The organism is Streptomyces sp. NPDC041970 (assembly GCF_055588985.1).
In genome coordinates, this window is record NZ_JBVJCD010000009.1 from 64,415 (window position 1) to 81,686 (window position 17,272).

Below are 17,272 nucleotides of genomic sequence, written 5' to 3' on the forward strand. Positions count from 1 at the left end.
AAAGAAACCCACCCCCCCCCCCCCCCCCCCCCCCCCCCCCCCCCTCCCCCCCCCCCCCCCCCCCGGGGGGGGGGGGGGGGGCCGGGCCCCCCCCCCCCCCCCCCCCCCCCCCCCCCCGGTGACCGGATGCGTCAGAACTTGACGTCGGAGCACGCGTAGAACGCGTTGGGTGTGTCCGCGACGTTCCAGACGGCGAGAATGACGTGCTTGCCGTTCTTCTGGGTGGGGATCGTGCCCTGGTGGGACAGGGTGGACGGGGGCTGCTTGTTCCCGTACGGCACGGTCATGAACGGCTGCGACTCGAGAGCCGCGCGGGTGAGCGGCTTGGTGGAGTCCCAGCCGTCCTTGGTGATGTAGTAGCGGAAGTCACTCGTGGAGTGACGGGCGGTGAACTGCCAGCGGAAGCTGTAGCCCTGTCCGCCGGTGACCTGGGTGGCGGGCCAGTTGCCGCCGCGCGGGTCGTCGAGCTGGGCGAACTGCCCGTTGCCGCCGGAGCAGATCTTGCCGTCCGCCGGTCCGGCCGCCGGGAAGCCCTTGGGCCCCTCGACGCTCTGCGGCTCCCACTGGATGTTGCCGCAGCCGGTCACCGTGCCGTTGGCACAGAGCTTCTGGCGGCTGATGGGGGAATCCGTGTAGCCGTGGCTGCTGGCCGGGTTGGCCGCGAGCACCGAGACGCCCGCGATCGCCAGGCCGAGTACGGCCGCGCTTGCCCTTTTCCGCATTGCTGTCGCTCCTCTTGAACGTGGGGGAGGCTCCTTGAGCATTGCTCACGTGCTGCGCGCTTGGTGCGGGGTCGTGCGTACTGCGGTCTAGACCAAGGTCCAGATTATTGACAGGACGTGAACATGTCCAGACCAATTCCCCTTGGATATTCCCGCGGCCCGCGACGGCGCTCCCCCGACGCTCACGCCGCGCCCCCGCCCCCTCCCCCGCCGCGACCGGTGTAGAAAGCCACCGTCAGATCCCTGACCAGCGCCTTGCGTTCGTAGTCGTCCAGCTCGACGAGGCCGCGCGAGGTGAGACGGTCGACCGTGTCGTCGACCGCGTCCACCACGGAGGTGAGCACGCTGTCGCGGTGCCGGGCGTCGATGGCGGCGACCCGCCGCCGCTGCATCGCCGCCGCCACCTCGGGGGCGTACTCGATGCCGGTCGGCTGCGCCGCGTACACCTCCACGCCCACGGGCGCGCACTCCGCCCTCAGCATCCCGGTCAGCGCGTCGCCGACCGCCTCCGCGTCGCGCAGCGTCGGCGCGTCCTCCAGGAACGCGTCGGCGGGCAACTGCGACAGGACGCGGGCCAGCGCCGCCTCGACCTGGGCGCTCAGGTACGCCTCGTGGTCCTCGACGCCGAACACGGCCCGCACGGTGTCCGTGATCCGCCACACCACCAGGACGACCACGCGCAGCGCGGTGCCGTGCGCGTCCACGGCGGGCAGCGGCTCGCTGCGCCAGTGCCGCAGCCGTACGTCGACGCGGCGGCGCAGCAGCAGGGGCGAGACCCAGACGAGCCCGGTGCGGCGGACGCTGCCCCGGTAGTCGCCGAAGAGCGTGAGCACCCACGCGTACCCGACCCGGCCCCGGCCGAGGCCGCCGAACGCGAGGAGCGCCACGGTGACCAGCACGGCCAGGAGGCCCCAGCCGACCGCGCCGACACCCGCGTCGGCGCGGGGGGCGAGGCCCACCGCCGTCTGCCAGGGAGCGGGCAGCGCTCCGCGCCACCACAGGACGGCCAGCCCCCCGGCGGTCGCGGCCGCGCCGACGAGGAGGGCGGCGGAACCGGGCAGGACGGGCCCGGCCCGCTCGACGAGCCGGGGATCGGCGTCCGGGGCGGGCCGGGTCGGCGGCCGCATCCGGGCCCGCGGCGCACGCGGCTGCGGGGGCCGCCGGGTGGCCGGCGCGCGGTCCCCGGCGGCGGGGCGGCGGGCCAGCGCGGCGGGCAGCGCCGCCGCTTCGGCGGACTCCGGGTCGTCGCGGAAGAGCAGGTGTACGGGGATGGAGGCGGTGGACTCGTTGGCGATGACGCAGGGGCGGCGGCCGGAGGACGAGGCGGTCGCGGCGGACGGCGCCGTGACGGCGGGGGCGGGCACGGAGAACGTGGCGGAGGCGGCCCGTTCGCCGGGGGCCAGGTCCAGCACGAGGTCCAGCCCGGTGTCGGGTCCGGGGCCGGCCGCCGCGCCCCGCCCTCGGGTTGCGCCGCCGGTCGGCTCCGCCCCGTACGGGGGATGCGGCGTCCGCTCCGCCGAGGAGCGCGTCGCCGTCTGCCGGGCGGGGGTGAGGCGCGCGGCCCCGTCCGGCGCGACGGTCCGCGCGGCGGACGCGGAGCCCGAGGCCGGGCGGTCGGCGACGCGGCGGTCCGGGGCCCCGCCGGGGGCGGCCTCGCGGTCGGGGCACGGGGCCGATCGGGACGGAGCCGCGTCCGGGGGCGCGGGGGGCGGGGGCGCGGCGTCCGTGATGGCGGCGTCCGAGGCGGGGCTCACGCCGGGACCGGGATGGGGGCCCGGACCGGGGCCAGGACCGGCACTGGGGCGGGCGGGGTCGGAGCCCGGACCGAAACCGGAGCCCGCACCTGAGCCCACGCCGGAGCCGGGGCCCACACCGGAGCCCACACCAGAGCCGGGGCCTGAGCCAAGGCCGGGACCGGCACCGGCACCGGGGCGGGCGGGGTCGGAGCCCGGACCGAAACCGGAGCCCGGACCTGAGCCCACACCGGAGCCGGGGCCCACACCGGAGCCCACACCAGAGCCGGGGCCTGAGCCAAGGCCGGGACCGGCACCGGGGCGGGCGGGGTCGGAGCCCGGACCTGAGCCCACACCGGAGCCGGGGCCCACACCGGAGCCCGGACCGCACTCAAGGCCGGGACCGGCACCGGGACCGGCGGGGTCGGGGAACACGGCGGCGGCCCGGCCCGGCTCCCCGTTCGCACCCGGCGGCGGGGCGGCCCCTTCCGCACCCCCGGCCACCGGCGACGGCCCACCGGCGGCCACACCCTGGGGCGACGGCAGCGGACCCCCACCGGCCACCCCCTGCGACACCGGCGACGGGCCCCCGCCGGGCACGCCCCGCGGTGTCGGCGGGGGCTCCTCCGCCACGCTTCTGAACAGGGGCGGCGGCGGCCCGGAGGGCACGGGCCGGGACACCGGCGGGGCCGTCTCCGCCACGCTCTCGAACAGCGGCGGCGGCGCCCCGGCCGGCCCGGTCCCGGACGGCGGCGGAGGCGCGGCGCTCCTGAACAGCGGCGGCGGGGTCCCCTTGTACGGCGGGCCTTGCAGGGGCGGCGGAAGGTGGTCGTCCGTGGGGCGGGGGGTCTGGTCGTCGTCTGGGGTCACCGGTTCCCGTTTCCTTTCCGTCACGTGCGTCACCTGCGTCCCGTCCGTCGCGTCCGCGACGTCCGTCACGCGAAGAGCCGGCGCCAGGTCTCCGGCCCCGGATAGCCGTCGGCCGCGCCGCCGCGCCAGCCCTGGGCCCGCTGGAACGCCTCGACGTTGCGGCGGTCGGCCTCGGTCCAGCGCCGGCCGGGTCCGGTCGCGTAGTGCCGGCCGTATCCCTTCTCCACCAACTGCCTGCCGAGCCGATCGACATGGCTGTTGGACCGACCCGGCCGGAAATAGTCCCGTCCGGGGAAGACCGGGACCGCTTCCGTGCCGCCGCTCGCGTCGGCGGCCGGGATGGAACGGCCGCCGCCGGTGGCCAGCAGCCGCCAGGTGCCCGGTCCGGGGATGCCGTCGGCCTCCTCGCCCCGCCAGCCCTGGGCGCGCTGGAACGCCTCCGTCGCGCGCCGGTCCGCCGACCCCCACACGGGCCCCGGTCCGACCGCGTAGAAGCGCCGGGCGCCCCGCTGGACCAGCATCCGGCCGAGTCGGGCGACGTGCTCGTTGTCGGCGCCGGGGCCGAACCGGTGGACGCCGGGGAAGGCCGTGGCGGAGTCCGACCCGGAGGCGCCGTCGCCGAGCCCCTTGTACCGGTACGCCACATAGCGGTCGGAGTTGTTCCAGTACGCCATGGGCGTCGACTGCTTCCGCGTCCGCGGGCGCGCCTGCTCGTAGGCGATGTAACGGGTGCGCGCGGAGTCGGCCCAGCCGCCGAAGATCGTGACGTGGGAGCCCATGGAGGGGTCGGCCGCGTCGTGGAAGAGGAGGATGTCGCCGGGCTGGAGGTCGGCGCGGGCGATCCGGGTGCCGAAGGCGGCGAGGCTGCCGGTCCACTCGTTGCCGCCGAGGTTCCAGGCCATCGAGACGTAGCCGGAGCAGTCCTGCCGGTAGCCGTCCGACCAGTGCCTGCCCATGTCGTACGGGACCTTCGCGGCCACCCACCTCTCGGCCCGCTCGATGATCTCGGCCCGCGTCGTCCTGGGCAGGGCCGACCCGGCGGACGGGGGCCCCGACGCGCCCGCGCCCTTCAGCGGGCCCCGCTCGCCCTGCGGCGTCGCCGGTTCGGGGTCGGCGCCCCCGTCGGCGTACGGGGGTCCGGGGGCGTGGCCCGCGGCCGCCGCGCCGGCGGCACCGCAGGACAGGACCACCCCGGCGGCGGTGGCCAGGACCAGGGCGCGGCGGGCGCCGTGGGCGGCCGGGTGGCCGCCGTGCCGCACCGGCAGGGCCCTCGCGGCGGCCCGCCGTCGCAGGGCGCACCCCGGACACGTGCAGTCGATGGCGGGCTCGTACTCCTCGAAGACCGGCACAGGCATGTGCTTCCCCTCCGCACTCGTCACTCGTCAGGATTTCTTCGGTCGCGGCCGGGGCGGACGCCACTGGCCCAACTCTGCCGATATAAGGCATTTTGACGGATTGATGGGAAAAAACGACCATCCGACGGGGCGTGGCGGCCGGTAAATGGTCTGGAGCACCCTTCGAGGTCGGGTAGAGTTCTCCAGGTCAGCAGGCGCCGTTAGCTCAGTTGGTTAGAGCAGCTGACTCTTAATCAGCGGGTCCGGGGTTCGAGTCCCTGACGGCGCACGCACAGGCGAAGCCCCCTCACGGAACGTGAGGGGGCTTCGCCGTTTCGCGCCCCCCTCGGCACCCAGCGCCGCGCGCGCGGCCGGAACGGCTCGCCCCGGGGACTTCGAACGGATTCCCCGCCCCATGCCCTGCCGTCGCCCGGCAGGAGGCGGCGCACACATCCGCGCCGCCGCGTCGACACGCGACCGCGAAGGGTGCGGTGCGCGGCCCGCGGCGCCCCCGGCCCGGCCCCCGACGGCGACGCGGCGGGCGGATCCGCCCCGGCGGAACACACGGCCGGACGGGCGGAGTCCGCCCGGCGTGTCACCTTGCGGACTCGTTCGTCCGGCGTCCGTTGACATCTATTTGATCTACGGCGAATATGCCTCTTGAGCCCGGCCCACAGGGCGTTCCGGGTGATTCCCCCTTCTCAGTGGCGCGTTGCGTGCTGCCATACGCGCGCCCTGGAGTCGATCTTCCAGCCGGGCTCCCTCCTGCCATGCATCAGAAAAAAAGGAAATCCATGCTGCACAGCTACGCCCGGCGTGTGCCGGTGTCCATAGCCCTGGTTCTCGGGGCGACCGTGGCGGCCACCGGCACCGCTGCCGCCGACGGCGGCGCCGGATGGCGCGACAAGGACGCCACCGGCTACACCCAGCCCCGGACGCTGCCGGGCGGCGTCGACCCGGCCGAGACCAAGTGCGCCTTCCTGTCGGACGGCAAGCCGTGGACCGCCCGCAAGGGCCTCCCCGGCATCACCCCGGCCGCCGACGGCACCATCAGCCTGGAGGTGCGCGGGGACGGTGGCGGCTGCACCGTCTCGCTGGCCTCCTACCTGGCGCACGGCCCGACGTTCGCGACGTCGGGGCAGCAGGTGCTGGTCGGCTTCGACACCGCCAGCGTCGCGGACGGGGCGTCCGACACGCTCACCATCCCCGTGCCCGACGCGGGCTGCTTCGGGCAGATCGACCTGTACAAGGGCAGCACGCGCTACGACGGCCAGACGGGCGAGGGCCACGGGCCCGCCCCGAAGGGCCCCGACAGCCCGGTCATCGGTGACAAGCTGATCGCCGCCTGGAACGGCCCCGAGGGTGGCGAGAACTGTGTGACGAAGCCGCCGGTTCCGGAGCCGAGCGCGCCGTCCCCGAGCCAGAGCCCGTCCACGGAGCCGTCCCCCGAGGCGACGCCGTCCACCACACCCTCGGACACGCCTTCGGACGTGCCCTCCGAGACGCCCTCCGACGCGCCTTCCACCGCCCCGTCGGACACGCCGTCGGCCACCCCGTCGACGCCGGGCGAGCCGGCCCCCACGCCGTCGGCGACCGAGTCGCAGCCCGCCGCGGGTGGTTCCGGCGACCTCGCCGAGACCGGCAGCAGCAACACCACGGCCATCGCGGGCGGGGCCGCGGCCCTGCTCCTGGCCGGTGGCGGCCTGCTGTTCGCCATGCGTCGCCGCAGCGCCCAGCGCAACGGCTGACACGGTCCGCTCCGTCTGCCCCGATGAACGGCCTCGGCCGTCCGTCGGGGCAGACGGCTGTCACGCGGGGCCCCGCGCGTCCCCCGCCCCCGTCGCGCCGGTGAGGTAGGCGGAGACCACCACGTTCGCGGAGTACGAGCGGGTCCGGCGGTCGTACGTGCCGCCGCAGGTGATCAGCCGCAGCTCGGCCCGGCCGTCCTCGCGGGGTCCGTAGGCCCGCCGGGCGTCGAAGCGTTCGCGGGTGACGACCTGGACGTCGTCCACGGTGAACTCCGCGACGGTGCCGTCGCTGCGGGCGACCCGCACCAGCGCGCCCGGCCTCACCGCGCTGAGCCCGTAGAAGACGGCCGGTTTCGTCTCGGTGTCCACGTGGCCGACGAACAGGGACGGGCCCTCGGCTCCGGGTGCGGCGCCGTCGCCGTACCAGCCGGCGGTCCCCGGCATCCCGTACGGGGGCGGTTCGACGGCCCCGTCCTCGTCCAGGCCGCGTGGGACGACGGGGGCCGAGATGCCCACGGAGGGAACCTCGACGCGCTCGGGGGCCGCCGCGTCGAGCGGTGCGCGGGCCGGGGGCAGCGGGGTGGCGAGCGGGCGGCCGACCGCGGCGACGTCGCCGGTGGTGGGCCCCGTCGGGCCGCCGGGCCCCCCGGTCTCCCGGCCCCAGAGCCAGAGGCCGAGCAGCAGCACGGCCCAGGCCACTCCGGTGAGCGGTCGCCCGGCGCCCGCCGGGCGGTCCGGGGCGCTCACGTCACTCCGCGGTCGGGCGGCGGCGGCGCGAGCTGCGCAGGGCGACGGCGACGGCCGCGACGGCGGCGAGCGCCAGACCGGTCACCGCGTGCCGGGCGCCGGGGCCCTGGGACGCGGACCGTTCGGCGAGGGCGGCCGTCCCTCCGCCGCCCGCCTTGACGGGGGCCGCGGGCGAGGGGCGGGTGTGGTGGATGACGGTGAGCGTGCCGGCGGCCCGGCCCCCGCCGCCCTCGCACACCACCCGGACGTCGTAGGAGCGGGGGGCGGCGTCGGGCCGGATGCGGGCCTCGGCGAAGAGGCCCTGTTCCTCGGCGGGGGTGAAGTGGGCCTCCGCGGCGAAGGCGTCGGACCGTCCCTTCGCCGCGCGGCCCCTGCCGCAGGCGTCGGTCCACAGCTCCACGCGCCCGCCGGGGGCGATCGTGGAGGGGGTGACCGAGACGGCGCCTCGGTCGTCGTCACCGGCCGGGGCGGCCGGGGACGCCAGAGCGGCGGGCGCCGGCGCGGCTATGAGCGCGGCCGCCGCCGCGGCACAGATGGTGAGGGGCAGTGAACGCATCGTGAACCTCCTACCGGAAGGTTCACGCCTGCGGGCGCGGCCCGCATCCGCAGTCCGCCGTTGGGGCGACCGCGGACGCGGGCCGCGCGCGGGTCAGGACCGGTCGGCCGGCTCGGCGGGGTCGGGCGCCTCGACGAGGTCGACCAGGTCGGCGATGGAGTCGACGATGGTCGAGGGCCGGAACGGGTAGCGGTCGATGTCCCCGAGCGACGTCAGCCCGGTGAGGACCAGGAAGGTCTGCATCCCCGCCTCCAGGCCCGCCAGCACGTCGGTGTCCATCCGGTCGCCGATCATGGCGCTGGTCTCGGAGTGCGCGCCGATGGCGTTGAGCCCGGTCCGCATCATCAGCGGGTTGGGCTTGCCCGCGAAGTACGGCTCCTTGCCGGTGGCCTTGGTGATGAGGGCGGCGACCGAGCCGGTGGCGGGCAGCGGGCCCTCGGCGGAGGGGCCGGTCTCGTCGGGGTTGGTGCAGATGAAGCGGGCGCCGGCGTTGATCAGCCGGATCGCCTTGGTGAGCGCCTCGAAGCTGTACGTGCGGGTCTCGCCGAGCACCACGTAGTCCGGGGCGTGGTCGGTGAGCACGTACCCGATGTCGTGCAGGGCGGTGGTGAGGCCGGCCTCGCCGATGACGTACGCGGTGCCGCCGGGGCGCTGGTCGTCCAGGAACTGGGCGGTGGCCAGCGCGGAGGTCCAGATGTTCTCCACCGGCACGTCCAGGCCCATGCGGTTCAGCCGGGCGTGGAGGTCGCGCGCGGTGTAGATGGAGTTGTTGGTGAGGACGAGGAAGGGCAGCCCGGAATCGCGCAGCCGCTTGATGAAGGCGTCGGCGCCGGGGATCGGCGTGCCCTCGTGGATGAGGACTCCGTCCATGTCGGTCAGCCAGGATGTGATCGGCTTGCGCTCTGCCATGTGTCGGGACTCCTGCCGTACGCACTGCGTGCTGGGGGTGCCCGGACCACGCCGTCCCGGCGCCCCCAGCATAATTAGTCGGAGGTCACGGTGACCCCGTCGATCACCCAGTACCAGTTGTTGGAGCCGGTGTAGCGGAAGCGGAAGCCCACGTTGGCGGCGCCGGGCGGGACGTCCAGGGTCAGCGACTGGGTCTGCGAGATGACGTCCGCGGTGTAGGAGCGGACGAGGACCGGGGCGCCGCCGTTCCAGGAGGCGAGGACCTGGGCGCTCTGGCTGCCCTCCTGCCGGTACAGGGTGGTGAAGCCGAGCGTCACGGTGCGCTTGCCGGCGACCGCGTACGCCGGGGTGGCGAGCGTGGAGTCGAACGTGCCGGAGTGGGTCTTGTCCGCCCACTCGTCGGAGTCGGCGACCGCGAAGACGCCCCGTGCGCGGACGTTCAGTTCGCGGTACTGGTCGCGCTGGCTGCGGCTCCAGAACTCGTCGGTGGCGAAGGACCAGCCGCGCCACTCCGCCACACCGCCGGTGCCCATCGCGGAGTTGGCGACGGACCAGCCGCTGGGCGCGGTGTGCGTCCAGCCGAGGACGCCCGCCGGGACGCCGGTCTCGTCCGCGCGGCCGGCGAGCGCCGGGTACAGCGTCTCGAACGGGTCGGTGGAGCGCTCCTGGATCGGCTTGCCGTCCAGGCCCCAGGCGGGGTCGGGGACGATGCCGAGCTGCCGGAACACGGTGGCGGCGACGTCGACCAGGCGGGTGTCGGCGGGGCGGGCGCCGGCCGCGATGCCGGGGCCCTGGGCGAGGACGAAGGTGCGCCGCTCCTCGACGGCGCTGCCGCCGTGGCCGCCGGCGTCGGTGTGGCCGTGGTCGGTGGTGACGATGACGGTCCACCGCTCGCTCGCGTACGCGGGGCGGGCCTTGATCGCGGCGAGGAGGCGGCCGAGGTGGGCGTCCTGGACGTCGATGGCCTCGCGGTACACGGCGCTGGCCGCGCCGGAGTTGTGGCCGACGATGTCGGTCTGGCCGAAGTAGACGAACAGGACGTCCGGGTTGCGGTCGCGCAGGACCGCCTCGGTCTCGGCGGCGATGGCGGCGTCGTGGCCGGTGTAGCCGTCGGCGTCGCCGTCCAGGACGAGCTTGGCGTCCGCCCCGGCGGTGACCGTGCCCTGGGTGTCCAGGGGCTTCCAGTCGACGGCCGCGTACGTGGAGAGCTGCGGCCGGACCTGGGAGAGGCGGGCGAGGAGGCCGGGGTACTTCCCGTAGTTCTTCCCGGCGAAGGTGTTGTCCCGCACGCCGTGCTTGTCGGGCCAGACGCCGGTGGAGATCGTGGACCAGCCGGGGCCGGAGGAGGTGGCGGCCATCGGGTTGGCGTACAGCAGCGAGGTGCCGTACGTGCCGTTCGCCATCATCGCCTTGAGGTGCGGGGCCCTGGCGGCGGCGATGACGTCGTGGCGCAGCCCGTCCATGCCGACGACCAGGACCTTGTCCCGGCTGGTGCCCTCGGGGAGGGCGGGTGCGGCGGTCGCCGCGGCGGAGGCGGCGGTGGCGGTGGCGAGCGGGGCGACGGCGGCGGCCGTGGCGGCCGCGGCGGTGGTGGTGAGCACGGAGCGTCGGGACATGCCTCGGGACACGTGGTCCTCCAAAGGAGCGGACGTGACGGGACAGGACGGGTGGTGACGGGTCGTGCGGTGGGACGTGCGCCGGGGCGTGCCGTGGCGCGGTGGGGCCGGTCCGGGGCGGTCGCCGCCCCGGACCGGACCCGTTACCCCGGCGAGATCAGTGGGCCGGGTCCGGACGTTCGCAGCCGTCCGTGGCCGGCGGGTGGCCGGTCAGCTTCCGGTGGCCGACTTCCAGGCGTCGATGTACGCGTCCAGGTTGGCGCCGATGTCCGCCCAGTCCGGCTCGAAGATCTCCACGCCCTCCATCAGCCCGGCCAGCTCCACGGCGTTGGCGTCGGTGGCCTTGATGTCCTTGCGGGCGGCGAAGCCCCCGCCGACGGCGCTGACGTCGCGCTGGGCCTGCTCGGAGAGCATGAAGTCGAGCAGCTTCTTGCCGTTCTCGCTGTGCGGGGCGTCGGCGACGAGCCCGGCCGCGTACGGCAGGGCGAAGCTGGTGGGCTTCCCGCCGCCCTTGGCGGGGAACCAGATGCCCAGGTTGGGCATGTCCTTGGACTGGGCGAAGTTCATCTGGACGTCCCCGTTGGCGACGAGGAGTTCGCCCTTGTCGACCTTGGGGGCGAGCTTGCCGGTGGAGGCGGACGGGCCGACGTTGTTGGTCTGGAGCTTCTTCAGGTACTCCATGGCCGGCTCCTGGCCGCCGAAGTCGTGCAGGGCCTTGATGAGGACGGCGGTGCCGTCGCCCGCGACGCCGGGGGTGGAGTACTGCACCTTCTCCTTGTAGGAGCCCTTCAGCAGCTCCTCCCAGGTCCGGGGCGGGGTGGTCAACTCCTTCTTGTTGTAGACGAACCCGAAGTAGTTGTTGACGACCGAGGTCCACTTCCCGTCGGCGGCCCGGTCGGCGCCGTCGACCTGGTCGGCGCCCTCGGGCTCGTACGCCGTCAGCAGCCCCTTGGCGTCGGCCTGCTGGATGAAGGGCGGCAGGGTGACCAGCACGTCGGCCTGGGTGTTGGACTTCTCGCGGGCGGCGCGCTGCACCATCTCGCCGGAGCCGCCCTCCACGTACCGGACCTTGATGCCGGTCTTCTTCTCGAAGTCCTTGAAGACCTTGTCGTACCAGCCGTCGCCGTTCTCGCCCTTGAGGCCGTCGGCGCTGTAGACGGTGACGGACTTCTCGTCGGAGGCGGTGGAGGCGCCCCCGCAGGCGGTGAGGGCGACGGCGGCGAGGGAGAGCGCGCCGAGGGCGGCGACGGGCCGGGTCAGGCGGTGGGTGGAGGTGCGCATGGGAGGTCTTCTCCTGGGAGGGGTGGGCGCCGGGTTCATCGGTAGGAGGCGCGGGTGCGGATGCGGGAGACGGCGGCCAGGACGAGGAGCGTCGCCGTCATCAGGACCACGGCGAGGGCGGCGCCGGTGAAGAGGGAGCCCCGGTCGGTGGCGGCGAAGATGTGCACCGGGAGCGGGGTCCAGTCGGGCGGGTAGAGCATCATGGTGGCGCTCAACTCCCCCATGGACAGGGCGAAGCAGAGCCCGGCCGCCGAGGTGAGCGAGGGCAGCAGGAGCGGCAGCCTGACCTGCCACAGGACCCGTGCGGGCCCCGCGCCGAGTCCGGCCGCGGCCTGTTCGTACATCGGGTCCAGCCGGCGTACGGCCGCCGCGACCGACTGGTAGGCGAACGCCGTGACCAGGACGGTGTGGGCGATGATCACGATCCACCGCGTCCCGTTGAGCAGGAGCGGCGGCTGGCTGAAGGCGACGAGCACGGCGAGGCCGACGACGACCGAGGGCACGGCGACCGGGAGGATGAACAGCGCGTCCAGGAGCCGCTTCCCGCGTTTGCGCAGGGAGGCGGCGGCCAGCGCCGCCCAGCCGCCGAGGCCCAGCGCGAACACGCTGGCGGCCAGGGCCGTGACCAGGCTGGTGGTGAGCGCCCGCAGCGAGTCGCCGCTCGTGGCGGCGGCGTACCGCTCGGCGGTGGGGCCGGAGGGGAAGGCGCCCGACCAGTTGGTGGAGAGGGACGCGGCGAGGATGACGAGCAGGGGGACCGCGAACAGCGGGACGAAGAGGAGGAGGAAGACGGCCCAGGTGGCCCACTTCCCGGCCCGGCTATGCACCAGCACGGCGGCTCACCACCCGGTAGAGGCCGTAGAGGCCCACGGAGATCGCGATGTTGACGACGGCGACGACGCAGGCGGCCGGGTAGTCCGACTCCAGGATCGCCTTGCTGTAGACGAGCATCGGCAGCGTCGTGACGCCCTTCGCCCCGGTGAACAGGACGATCCCGAACTCGTTGAGGCACATGACCAGGACGAGGCTGCCGCCCGCCGCGAGGGCCGGCAGCGCCTCGGGGAGGATCACCTGGCGCACGATCCGCACGGGCCCCGCGCCGAGGGAGGAGGCGACCTCCAACTGGCCGGTGTCGAGTTGGGAGAACGCGGCGAGCAGCGGGCGCATGACGAACGGCGTGAAGTAGGTGATCTCGGCCAGCAGGACGCCCCAGGGGGTGGTCAGGAAGTGGAACGGCCCGTCCGCCGCCCCCGTGGCCCCGGTCCACAGGCCGTTGGCCATGCCGACCGTGCCGTAGACGAACAGCAGGGCCAGGGTGATCAGGAAGGACGGGAAGGACAGGAAGACGTCGACGAACCGGGCGACCGCCCGGCCGCCGGGGAACGGGACGAACGCGATGACCAGCGCGAGCGTGAACCCGAGGACGAGGCAGCCCGCGGTCGAGCCGACGGCGAGCCAGACCGTGGTGGTCAGCGCGGAGCGGAAGACGTCGGAGGCGAAGACGTCGGCGTACGGGTCGAGCGAGACGCCGCCCTCGTCGGGGGTGAAGGACTGCTGGACGACGAGGGCCAGCGGGTAGAGGAAGCCGAGCGCGAGGACGACGACGGGCGGCAGCGCCCAGAGCCAGGCGGGGACGCGGCGGGGGGCGCGTGCGCCGGCCGGGGCCGGTCCGGTGGGCGTCGGCGTTTCGGCGGGCGTCGGCGTTTCGGCGGGTGCGTGCGTCGCGGCGGTGCTAGCCATGGCCGGCCCCCGCCTTCTGCACGGGGCTGTCCCGGACGGCCTCCGCGGGCTGGGAGGGCGCCGTGCCCGCCGGGAGCAGCACCGCGTCCTCGGCGGCGAAGTGGAGGGTGACGGGGGCGTCGAGGACCGGGGGCTCGCGCAGTTCGCGCAGGTCGGCCAGGACGCGGTGGCCGCCGACGTCGGCGTGGACGCGGTGGGTGGAGCCGCGCCACTGGACCTCGGTGACGGTGCCGGTGAGCGCGTTGGGCCCGTCGCCGAGGCCGACCAGGTGCGGCCGGACGCAGAGGGTGGCGGCGGCTTGCGGGGCGGCGTCGCCGGTGGGGGCGGTGAGCGCGGTGGTCCCGGCCCGGCCGTCGGCCCCGGCCAGGGCGACGCGGCCCGGTCCGGTGACGGTGACCGGGAGGAGGTTGGCGTTGCCGACGAACGAGGCGGTGAACTCGGTGCGCGGGCGGCGGTACAGCTCCTGGGGGGTGCCGCAGTCCTGGAGCCGGGCCCGGTCCATGACGGCGATCCGGTCCGCGAGGGTCAGCGCCTCGACCTGGTCGTGGGTGACGTAGAGGATGGAGACGTCCGGCAGCTCGCGGTGGAGCCGGGCCAGCTCCGCGAGCATCCCCGAGCGCAGGGTGGCGTCGAGCGCGGAGAGCGGTTCGTCCAGGAGCAGGACGCCGGGGCGGATGGCCAGGGCGCGGGCGATGGCGACGCGCTGCTGCTGGCCGCCGGAGAGTTCGCGGGGGTGGCGGTCGGCGTAGGCGGCCATGCCGACGAGGTCGAGCGCCTCGGCGACCCGGCCGGGGATGTCGGCCTTCGGGGTGCGGTGGGCCTTGAGCCCGAAGGCCACGTTGTCCTTGACCTTGAGGTGCGGGAAGAGGGCGTACTGCTGGACGACCATGCCGATGCCCCGCCGGTGCGGGGGCAGGGCGGTGACGTCCCGGCCCCCGAGGAGGACCCGCCCGGACGCCGGCCGGACGAACCCGGCGACGGCCCGCAGGGCGGTGGTCTTCCCGGAGCCGGAGGGCCCGAGGAGGGCCATCACCTCGCCCGGCTCCACGGTGAGGTCGAGCCGGTCCAGGACGACGTTGCTCCCGTACGCCACGGTGACGCCGTCGAAGCGGATGCCGCTGGGCGCGGCGGCGGCCCCGGTCACGCCTCGGCCCGCGCGATCAGGTCGGGCAGCTCCGCGACGGAGCCGAGGACGCCGGTCGCGCCGTGCCGGGCCAACTGGTCGGCGTCGTGCGCGCCGGTGAGGACCCCGGCGACGATCCCCGCGCCGGAGCGGACGCCGCTGAGCATGTCGTACGAGGTGTCCCCGGCCACCGCGACGTGCCGGACGTCGTCCACGGCTCCGGTGCGCAGGAAGGCGGCGAGGACCATGTCCGGGTAGGGGCGGCCCCGGCCGCCCGCGTCGGCCGGGCAGAGGGTGAGGGGGACGAGGTCCTGCCAGCCGAGGGCGGCGAGGATGGCGTCCTGGGTGGGGCGGGCGAAGCCGGTGGTCAGGACGACGGTGCGGCCCTCGTCGGTGAGCCGCTCCACGGTCTCGCGGGCGCCGGGGAGGGCGGCGACGCGGCCGCCGTCGACGAGGGACCCGTACGCCTCCTCGAAGGCGGTGTTGGCGTGCTGGGCCTTGTCCTCCCGGCCGAAGAGGTGCCGGAAGACGGAGATCTTGGACTCGCCCATGGTGGCCCGTACGTAGGCGAGTTGGCGGGCGTGCTCGGCCGATCCGGGCTCCACGCCGAGGCGTTCGGCGGCGGCGGAGAAAGCCTGCTCGACGAGGCCGCCGTCGGCGACGGTGGTCCCGGCCATGTCGAGGACGACGAGGTCGAAGCGGTCGTTCGCGGGATGCGCGGGGGAAGTCATCTGGTTCACCAGCCCAGTTCGTCGGCGGTCGTCTCTGCGATGGCGGGCGAGCACGTCATGCCGCGCCCGCCGGGCCCGGTGACGAGCCAGACCCCGTCGCGCACCTGCTGCCGGTGGACGACGCGGGAGGTGTCCGTGCACTGGGCGTAGACGCCCGCCCAGCGGCGCCGGACGCGGGGCAGCGGGCGGCCGAGGAAGTCCTCGACGACGCGGGTGAGGTGCTCGTACGGCTCCTCGACGGTGTCGAAGGCGAAGGGGTGCTCGTACTCGTGGGTGTCGCCGATGGTCAGCCCGCCGTCGCTCCGCTGCACCATGAGGAGTTGCATACGGTGCCGGGCGGCGACCGCGTCCTGCGGCTGGCCGGCGTTGAGGGCGTCCAGCGCGTCGCCCCGGTAGGCGGGGTAGTAGCGGAAGCTGTCGGCGTCGGCGACGGAGGTGGTGAGCGGTTCGCCGAGCGGGTCGGTCTGCATCATCTGGAGGCGGACGCGGCGCACGGGCAGATCGGGGCCGGCGAGTTCGCGGACGAGTCCGCCGAGCCAGGCGCCGGTCGCCAGGATCACGGCGTCGCCGGTGTGGACGTCGCCGTGGTCGTCGCGGACCGAACCGGCGCCCACCACCTCGCGGATCTCGCGGCCGCCGAGGAAGGTGTAGCGGCCGGAGGCGAGCAGGGCCTCCTTGAGGGCGAGTTGGGCGGTGCGGGGTTCGACCGCCGCGTCCCGCTCGCACCACAGGGCCGCGGTGAACGCGCCCCGCAGGGCGGGGTTGATCGCGCGGGCCTCCCCGGCGGTGAGCAGCTTGTAGCCGCGCGCCGCCGCGTCGGGGCGGGCGACGGCCGCCTCGGCGACGGCGGCCTCGCGGCCGGTGCGCAGCGGGGTGAGCGAGCCGCAGGGCCGGAAGCCGACCCGCGGCACCCGCTCCCCGATGCCCTCCCACAGCTCACGGGCGCGCAGGGCGGTCTCCAGCTCCTCGCCGCCGGCCCGGCCGCTGACCCATATCTGTCCGAAGTTGCGGAGGGATGCCCCGCGTGCCTCGCTCTCGCGCTCGATCTGGACGACCTCGTGGCCGCGGTTGACTGCGTGCCAGGCGTGCATGGTTCCCACCACGCCGGCTCCAACGACGATGACTCTCACGGCGGCCACGTTCCTCGCGGCGCGTGTCCCGCACGCGACCGGTCACCGACGGGACGGTGAACGACCCCCCAAGCTTGGACCAGACCCGTTACCTTTCCGTGATGCGAACGGGCGCTCCGGCGCGGGGAGTCGGGTCAGTCCTGGGGTCCGAGGCGGGCGGAGAAGGAGAAGCGGTCCCCCCGGAACAGCGTCCGCACCCGCTCCAGCGGCCGCCCGTCGGTGTCCCGCGAGAGCCGGTGGATCAGGAGCATCGGCAGGGCGGGCGGGGTCCCGACGAGCAGGGCCTCGCGGGGGGTGGCGAGCACGGTCTCGATGCGCTCGTCCGCGTCGCCGAAGGCGATGCCGAGGCGGTCGCGGAGGTGGGCGTAGAAGGAGGAGTCGGGGTCGAACCGGGTGTCCAGGTCCGGGACGCGGGCGACGCCGACGTACGTGCTCTCCAGGCCGACGCGCTCGTCGTCGGCGAGGAGCACCCGCTCCAGGTGCCAGACCGGCTCGCCCCGCTCGACCCCGATGTCGGCGGCGAGCGCCTCGGGGCAGGGGAAGCGCTCCAGGCCGATGAGGCGGCGGCCGGGCCGCCGGCCCTGGCGGCGGACGCCCTCGGTGTAGCTGGCGAGGGAGAGCGGCTGCTCCAGTTTGGGCCCGGCGACGACGGTGCCGCGCCCCTGCCGCCGCAGCCGCCCCTCCAGCAGGAGTTCGCGCAGGGCCTGGCGCACGGTCTCGCGCGAGACCTCGTGGCGCTGGGCCAGCTCCCGTTCGGTGGGCAGCAGTCCGCCTTCGCCCAACTCGCCCAGGAGCGAGGCGATGCGGGCCTTGACCGCGTAGTACTTCGGTATGCGGCCGTGCTCCGGGATGCCGGAGCGGATCGGTGCGCCAGGTGCCTGGTCGTTCGGGTAGTCCACGGCCCGATGGTGGCAGACGTACGTGAACTGCTCGGTACGGGCGGTGGACGGCGCTACGCGGCCGGCGGGCGGGCCCGCCCAATCGGCACCGACCGCTGTCGAGGCCCGACGCGACGGGCGACCCGACACCGGC

The 17,272-nt window shown here is 75.0% G+C and carries 15 protein-coding genes and 1 tRNA gene; 2 read left to right on the top strand and 14 right to left on the bottom strand.

Annotated features, from left to right (window positions below):
• Nucleotides 1–131: 131 nt before the first annotated feature.
• The 3 genes from ACZ6EJ_RS07490 to ACZ6EJ_RS07500 form a co-directional block, all read right to left on the bottom strand.
• Nucleotides 132–722 carry a lytic polysaccharide monooxygenase auxiliary activity family 9 protein gene (locus tag ACZ6EJ_RS07490; RefSeq protein WP_469265199.1) on the bottom strand — a complete coding sequence of 197 codons (591 nt, stop codon included), beginning with the start codon at nt 720–722 and terminating at the stop codon, nt 132–134.
• Between the two features lie 182 nt (nt 723–904).
• Entirely contained in the window at nt 905–2,476 is a 1,572-nt protein-coding gene (locus ACZ6EJ_RS07495) for an SPFH domain-containing protein (protein WP_469265200.1), read from the bottom strand.
• Between the two features lie 914 nt (nt 2,477–3,390).
• Nucleotides 3,391–4,680 carry a peptidoglycan-binding protein gene (locus ACZ6EJ_RS07500; protein WP_469265201.1) on the bottom strand — a complete coding sequence of 430 codons (1,290 nt, stop codon included), beginning with the start codon at nt 4,678–4,680 and terminating at the stop codon, nt 3,391–3,393.
• Nucleotides 4,681–4,874: 194 nt separating this feature from the next.
• Here ACZ6EJ_RS07500 and ACZ6EJ_RS07505 point away from each other — a divergent pair.
• A tRNA-Lys gene (locus ACZ6EJ_RS07505) sits at nt 4,875–4,948 on the top strand.
• Between the two features lie 505 nt (nt 4,949–5,453).
• Nucleotides 5,454–6,407 carry an LAETG motif-containing sortase-dependent surface protein gene (locus ACZ6EJ_RS07510; protein WP_469265202.1) on the top strand — a complete coding sequence of 318 codons (954 nt, stop codon included), beginning with the start codon at nt 5,454–5,456 and terminating at the stop codon, nt 6,405–6,407.
• Nucleotides 6,408–6,467: 60 nt separating this feature from the next.
• Here ACZ6EJ_RS07510 and ACZ6EJ_RS07515 read toward each other — a convergent pair whose 3' ends face one another.
• The 11 genes from ACZ6EJ_RS07515 to ACZ6EJ_RS07565 all read right to left on the bottom strand — a co-directional run bounded on the left by ACZ6EJ_RS07515 (nt 6,468) and on the right by ACZ6EJ_RS07565 (nt 17,139).
• Nucleotides 6,468–7,154, bottom strand: coding sequence for a class F sortase (locus tag ACZ6EJ_RS07515; protein ID WP_469265203.1), 687 nt, complete (start codon nt 7,152–7,154; stop codon nt 6,468–6,470).
• Nucleotide 7,155: 1 nt separating this feature from the next.
• A complete protein-coding gene (locus tag ACZ6EJ_RS07520; RefSeq protein ID WP_469265204.1) occupies nt 7,156–7,710 on the bottom strand; it encodes a hypothetical protein in 555 nt (184 codons plus the stop codon).
• A 93-nt stretch (nt 7,711–7,803) separates the two neighbouring features.
• A complete protein-coding gene (locus ACZ6EJ_RS07525) occupies nt 7,804–8,619 on the bottom strand; it encodes an HAD-IIA family hydrolase (RefSeq protein ID WP_469265205.1) in 816 nt (271 codons plus the stop codon).
• A 74-nt stretch (nt 8,620–8,693) separates the two neighbouring features.
• Nucleotides 8,694–10,247: an alkaline phosphatase family protein gene (locus tag ACZ6EJ_RS07530; protein WP_469265206.1), complete on the bottom strand. Its 1,554-nt coding sequence runs from the start codon at nt 10,245–10,247 to the stop codon at nt 8,694–8,696.
• A 198-nt stretch (nt 10,248–10,445) separates the two neighbouring features.
• The gene (locus tag ACZ6EJ_RS07535) at nt 10,446–11,516 is read right to left on the bottom strand and encodes a 2-aminoethylphosphonate ABC transporter substrate-binding protein (protein WP_469265207.1); all 1,071 of its coding nucleotides are present in this window, start codon (nt 11,514–11,516) and stop codon (nt 10,446–10,448) included.
• A gap of 35 nt (nt 11,517–11,551) precedes the next feature.
• The gene (locus ACZ6EJ_RS07540; protein ID WP_469265208.1) at nt 11,552–12,349 is read right to left on the bottom strand and encodes an ABC transporter permease; all 798 of its coding nucleotides are present in this window, start codon (nt 12,347–12,349) and stop codon (nt 11,552–11,554) included.
• The gene (locus ACZ6EJ_RS07545) at nt 12,336–13,256 is read right to left on the bottom strand and encodes a 2-aminoethylphosphonate ABC transporter permease subunit (RefSeq protein ID WP_469265209.1); all 921 of its coding nucleotides are present in this window, start codon (nt 13,254–13,256) and stop codon (nt 12,336–12,338) included. Before ACZ6EJ_RS07545 ends, ACZ6EJ_RS07540 begins: the two co-directional genes overlap by 14 nt.
• On the bottom strand, nt 13,249–14,400 hold the full coding sequence (locus tag ACZ6EJ_RS07550; protein ID WP_469265210.1) for an ABC transporter ATP-binding protein: 1,152 nt from the start codon (nt 14,398–14,400) through the stop codon (nt 13,249–13,251). Before ACZ6EJ_RS07550 ends, ACZ6EJ_RS07545 begins: the two co-directional genes overlap by 8 nt.
• A complete protein-coding gene (locus tag ACZ6EJ_RS07555) occupies nt 14,397–15,110 on the bottom strand; it encodes a phosphonatase-like hydrolase (protein WP_469265285.1) in 714 nt (237 codons plus the stop codon). The genes ACZ6EJ_RS07550 and ACZ6EJ_RS07555 overlap by 4 nt, the downstream gene beginning before the upstream one ends.
• 5 nt (nt 15,111–15,115) lie before the next feature.
• Nucleotides 15,116–16,240: a TIGR03364 family FAD-dependent oxidoreductase gene (locus ACZ6EJ_RS07560; protein ID WP_469265211.1), complete on the bottom strand. Its 1,125-nt coding sequence runs from the start codon at nt 16,238–16,240 to the stop codon at nt 15,116–15,118.
• A gap of 134 nt (nt 16,241–16,374) precedes the next feature.
• Nucleotides 16,375–17,139 (bottom strand): GntR family transcriptional regulator, encoded by a 765-nt coding sequence (locus tag ACZ6EJ_RS07565; RefSeq protein WP_469265212.1) that lies wholly within the window; start codon nt 17,137–17,139, stop codon nt 16,375–16,377.
• Nucleotides 17,140–17,272: the final 133 nt, after the last annotated feature.

Coding starts and splice junctions, on each gene's coding strand:
- ACZ6EJ_RS07490 (WP_469265199.1), bottom strand. CDS start 722: ATGCGGAAAAGGGCAAGCGCGGCCGTACTCGGCCTGGCGATCGCGGGC.
- ACZ6EJ_RS07535 (WP_469265207.1), bottom strand. CDS start 11,516: ATGCGCACCTCCACCCACCGCCTGACCCGGCCCGTCGCCGCCCTCGGC.
- ACZ6EJ_RS07525 (WP_469265205.1), bottom strand. CDS start 8,619: ATGGCAGAGCGCAAGCCGATCACATCCTGGCTGACCGACATGGACGGA.
- ACZ6EJ_RS07555 (WP_469265285.1), bottom strand. CDS start 15,110: ATGACTTCCCCCGCGCATCCCGCGAACGACCGCTTCGACCTCGTCGTC.
- ACZ6EJ_RS07510 (WP_469265202.1), top strand. CDS start 5,454: ATGCTGCACAGCTACGCCCGGCGTGTGCCGGTGTCCATAGCCCTGGTT.
- ACZ6EJ_RS07545 (WP_469265209.1), bottom strand. CDS start 13,256: ATGGCTAGCACCGCCGCGACGCACGCACCCGCCGAAACGCCGACGCCC.
- ACZ6EJ_RS07520 (WP_469265204.1), bottom strand. CDS start 7,710: ATGCGTTCACTGCCCCTCACCATCTGTGCCGCGGCGGCGGCCGCGCTC.
- ACZ6EJ_RS07500 (WP_469265201.1), bottom strand. CDS start 4,680: ATGCCTGTGCCGGTCTTCGAGGAGTACGAGCCCGCCATCGACTGCACG.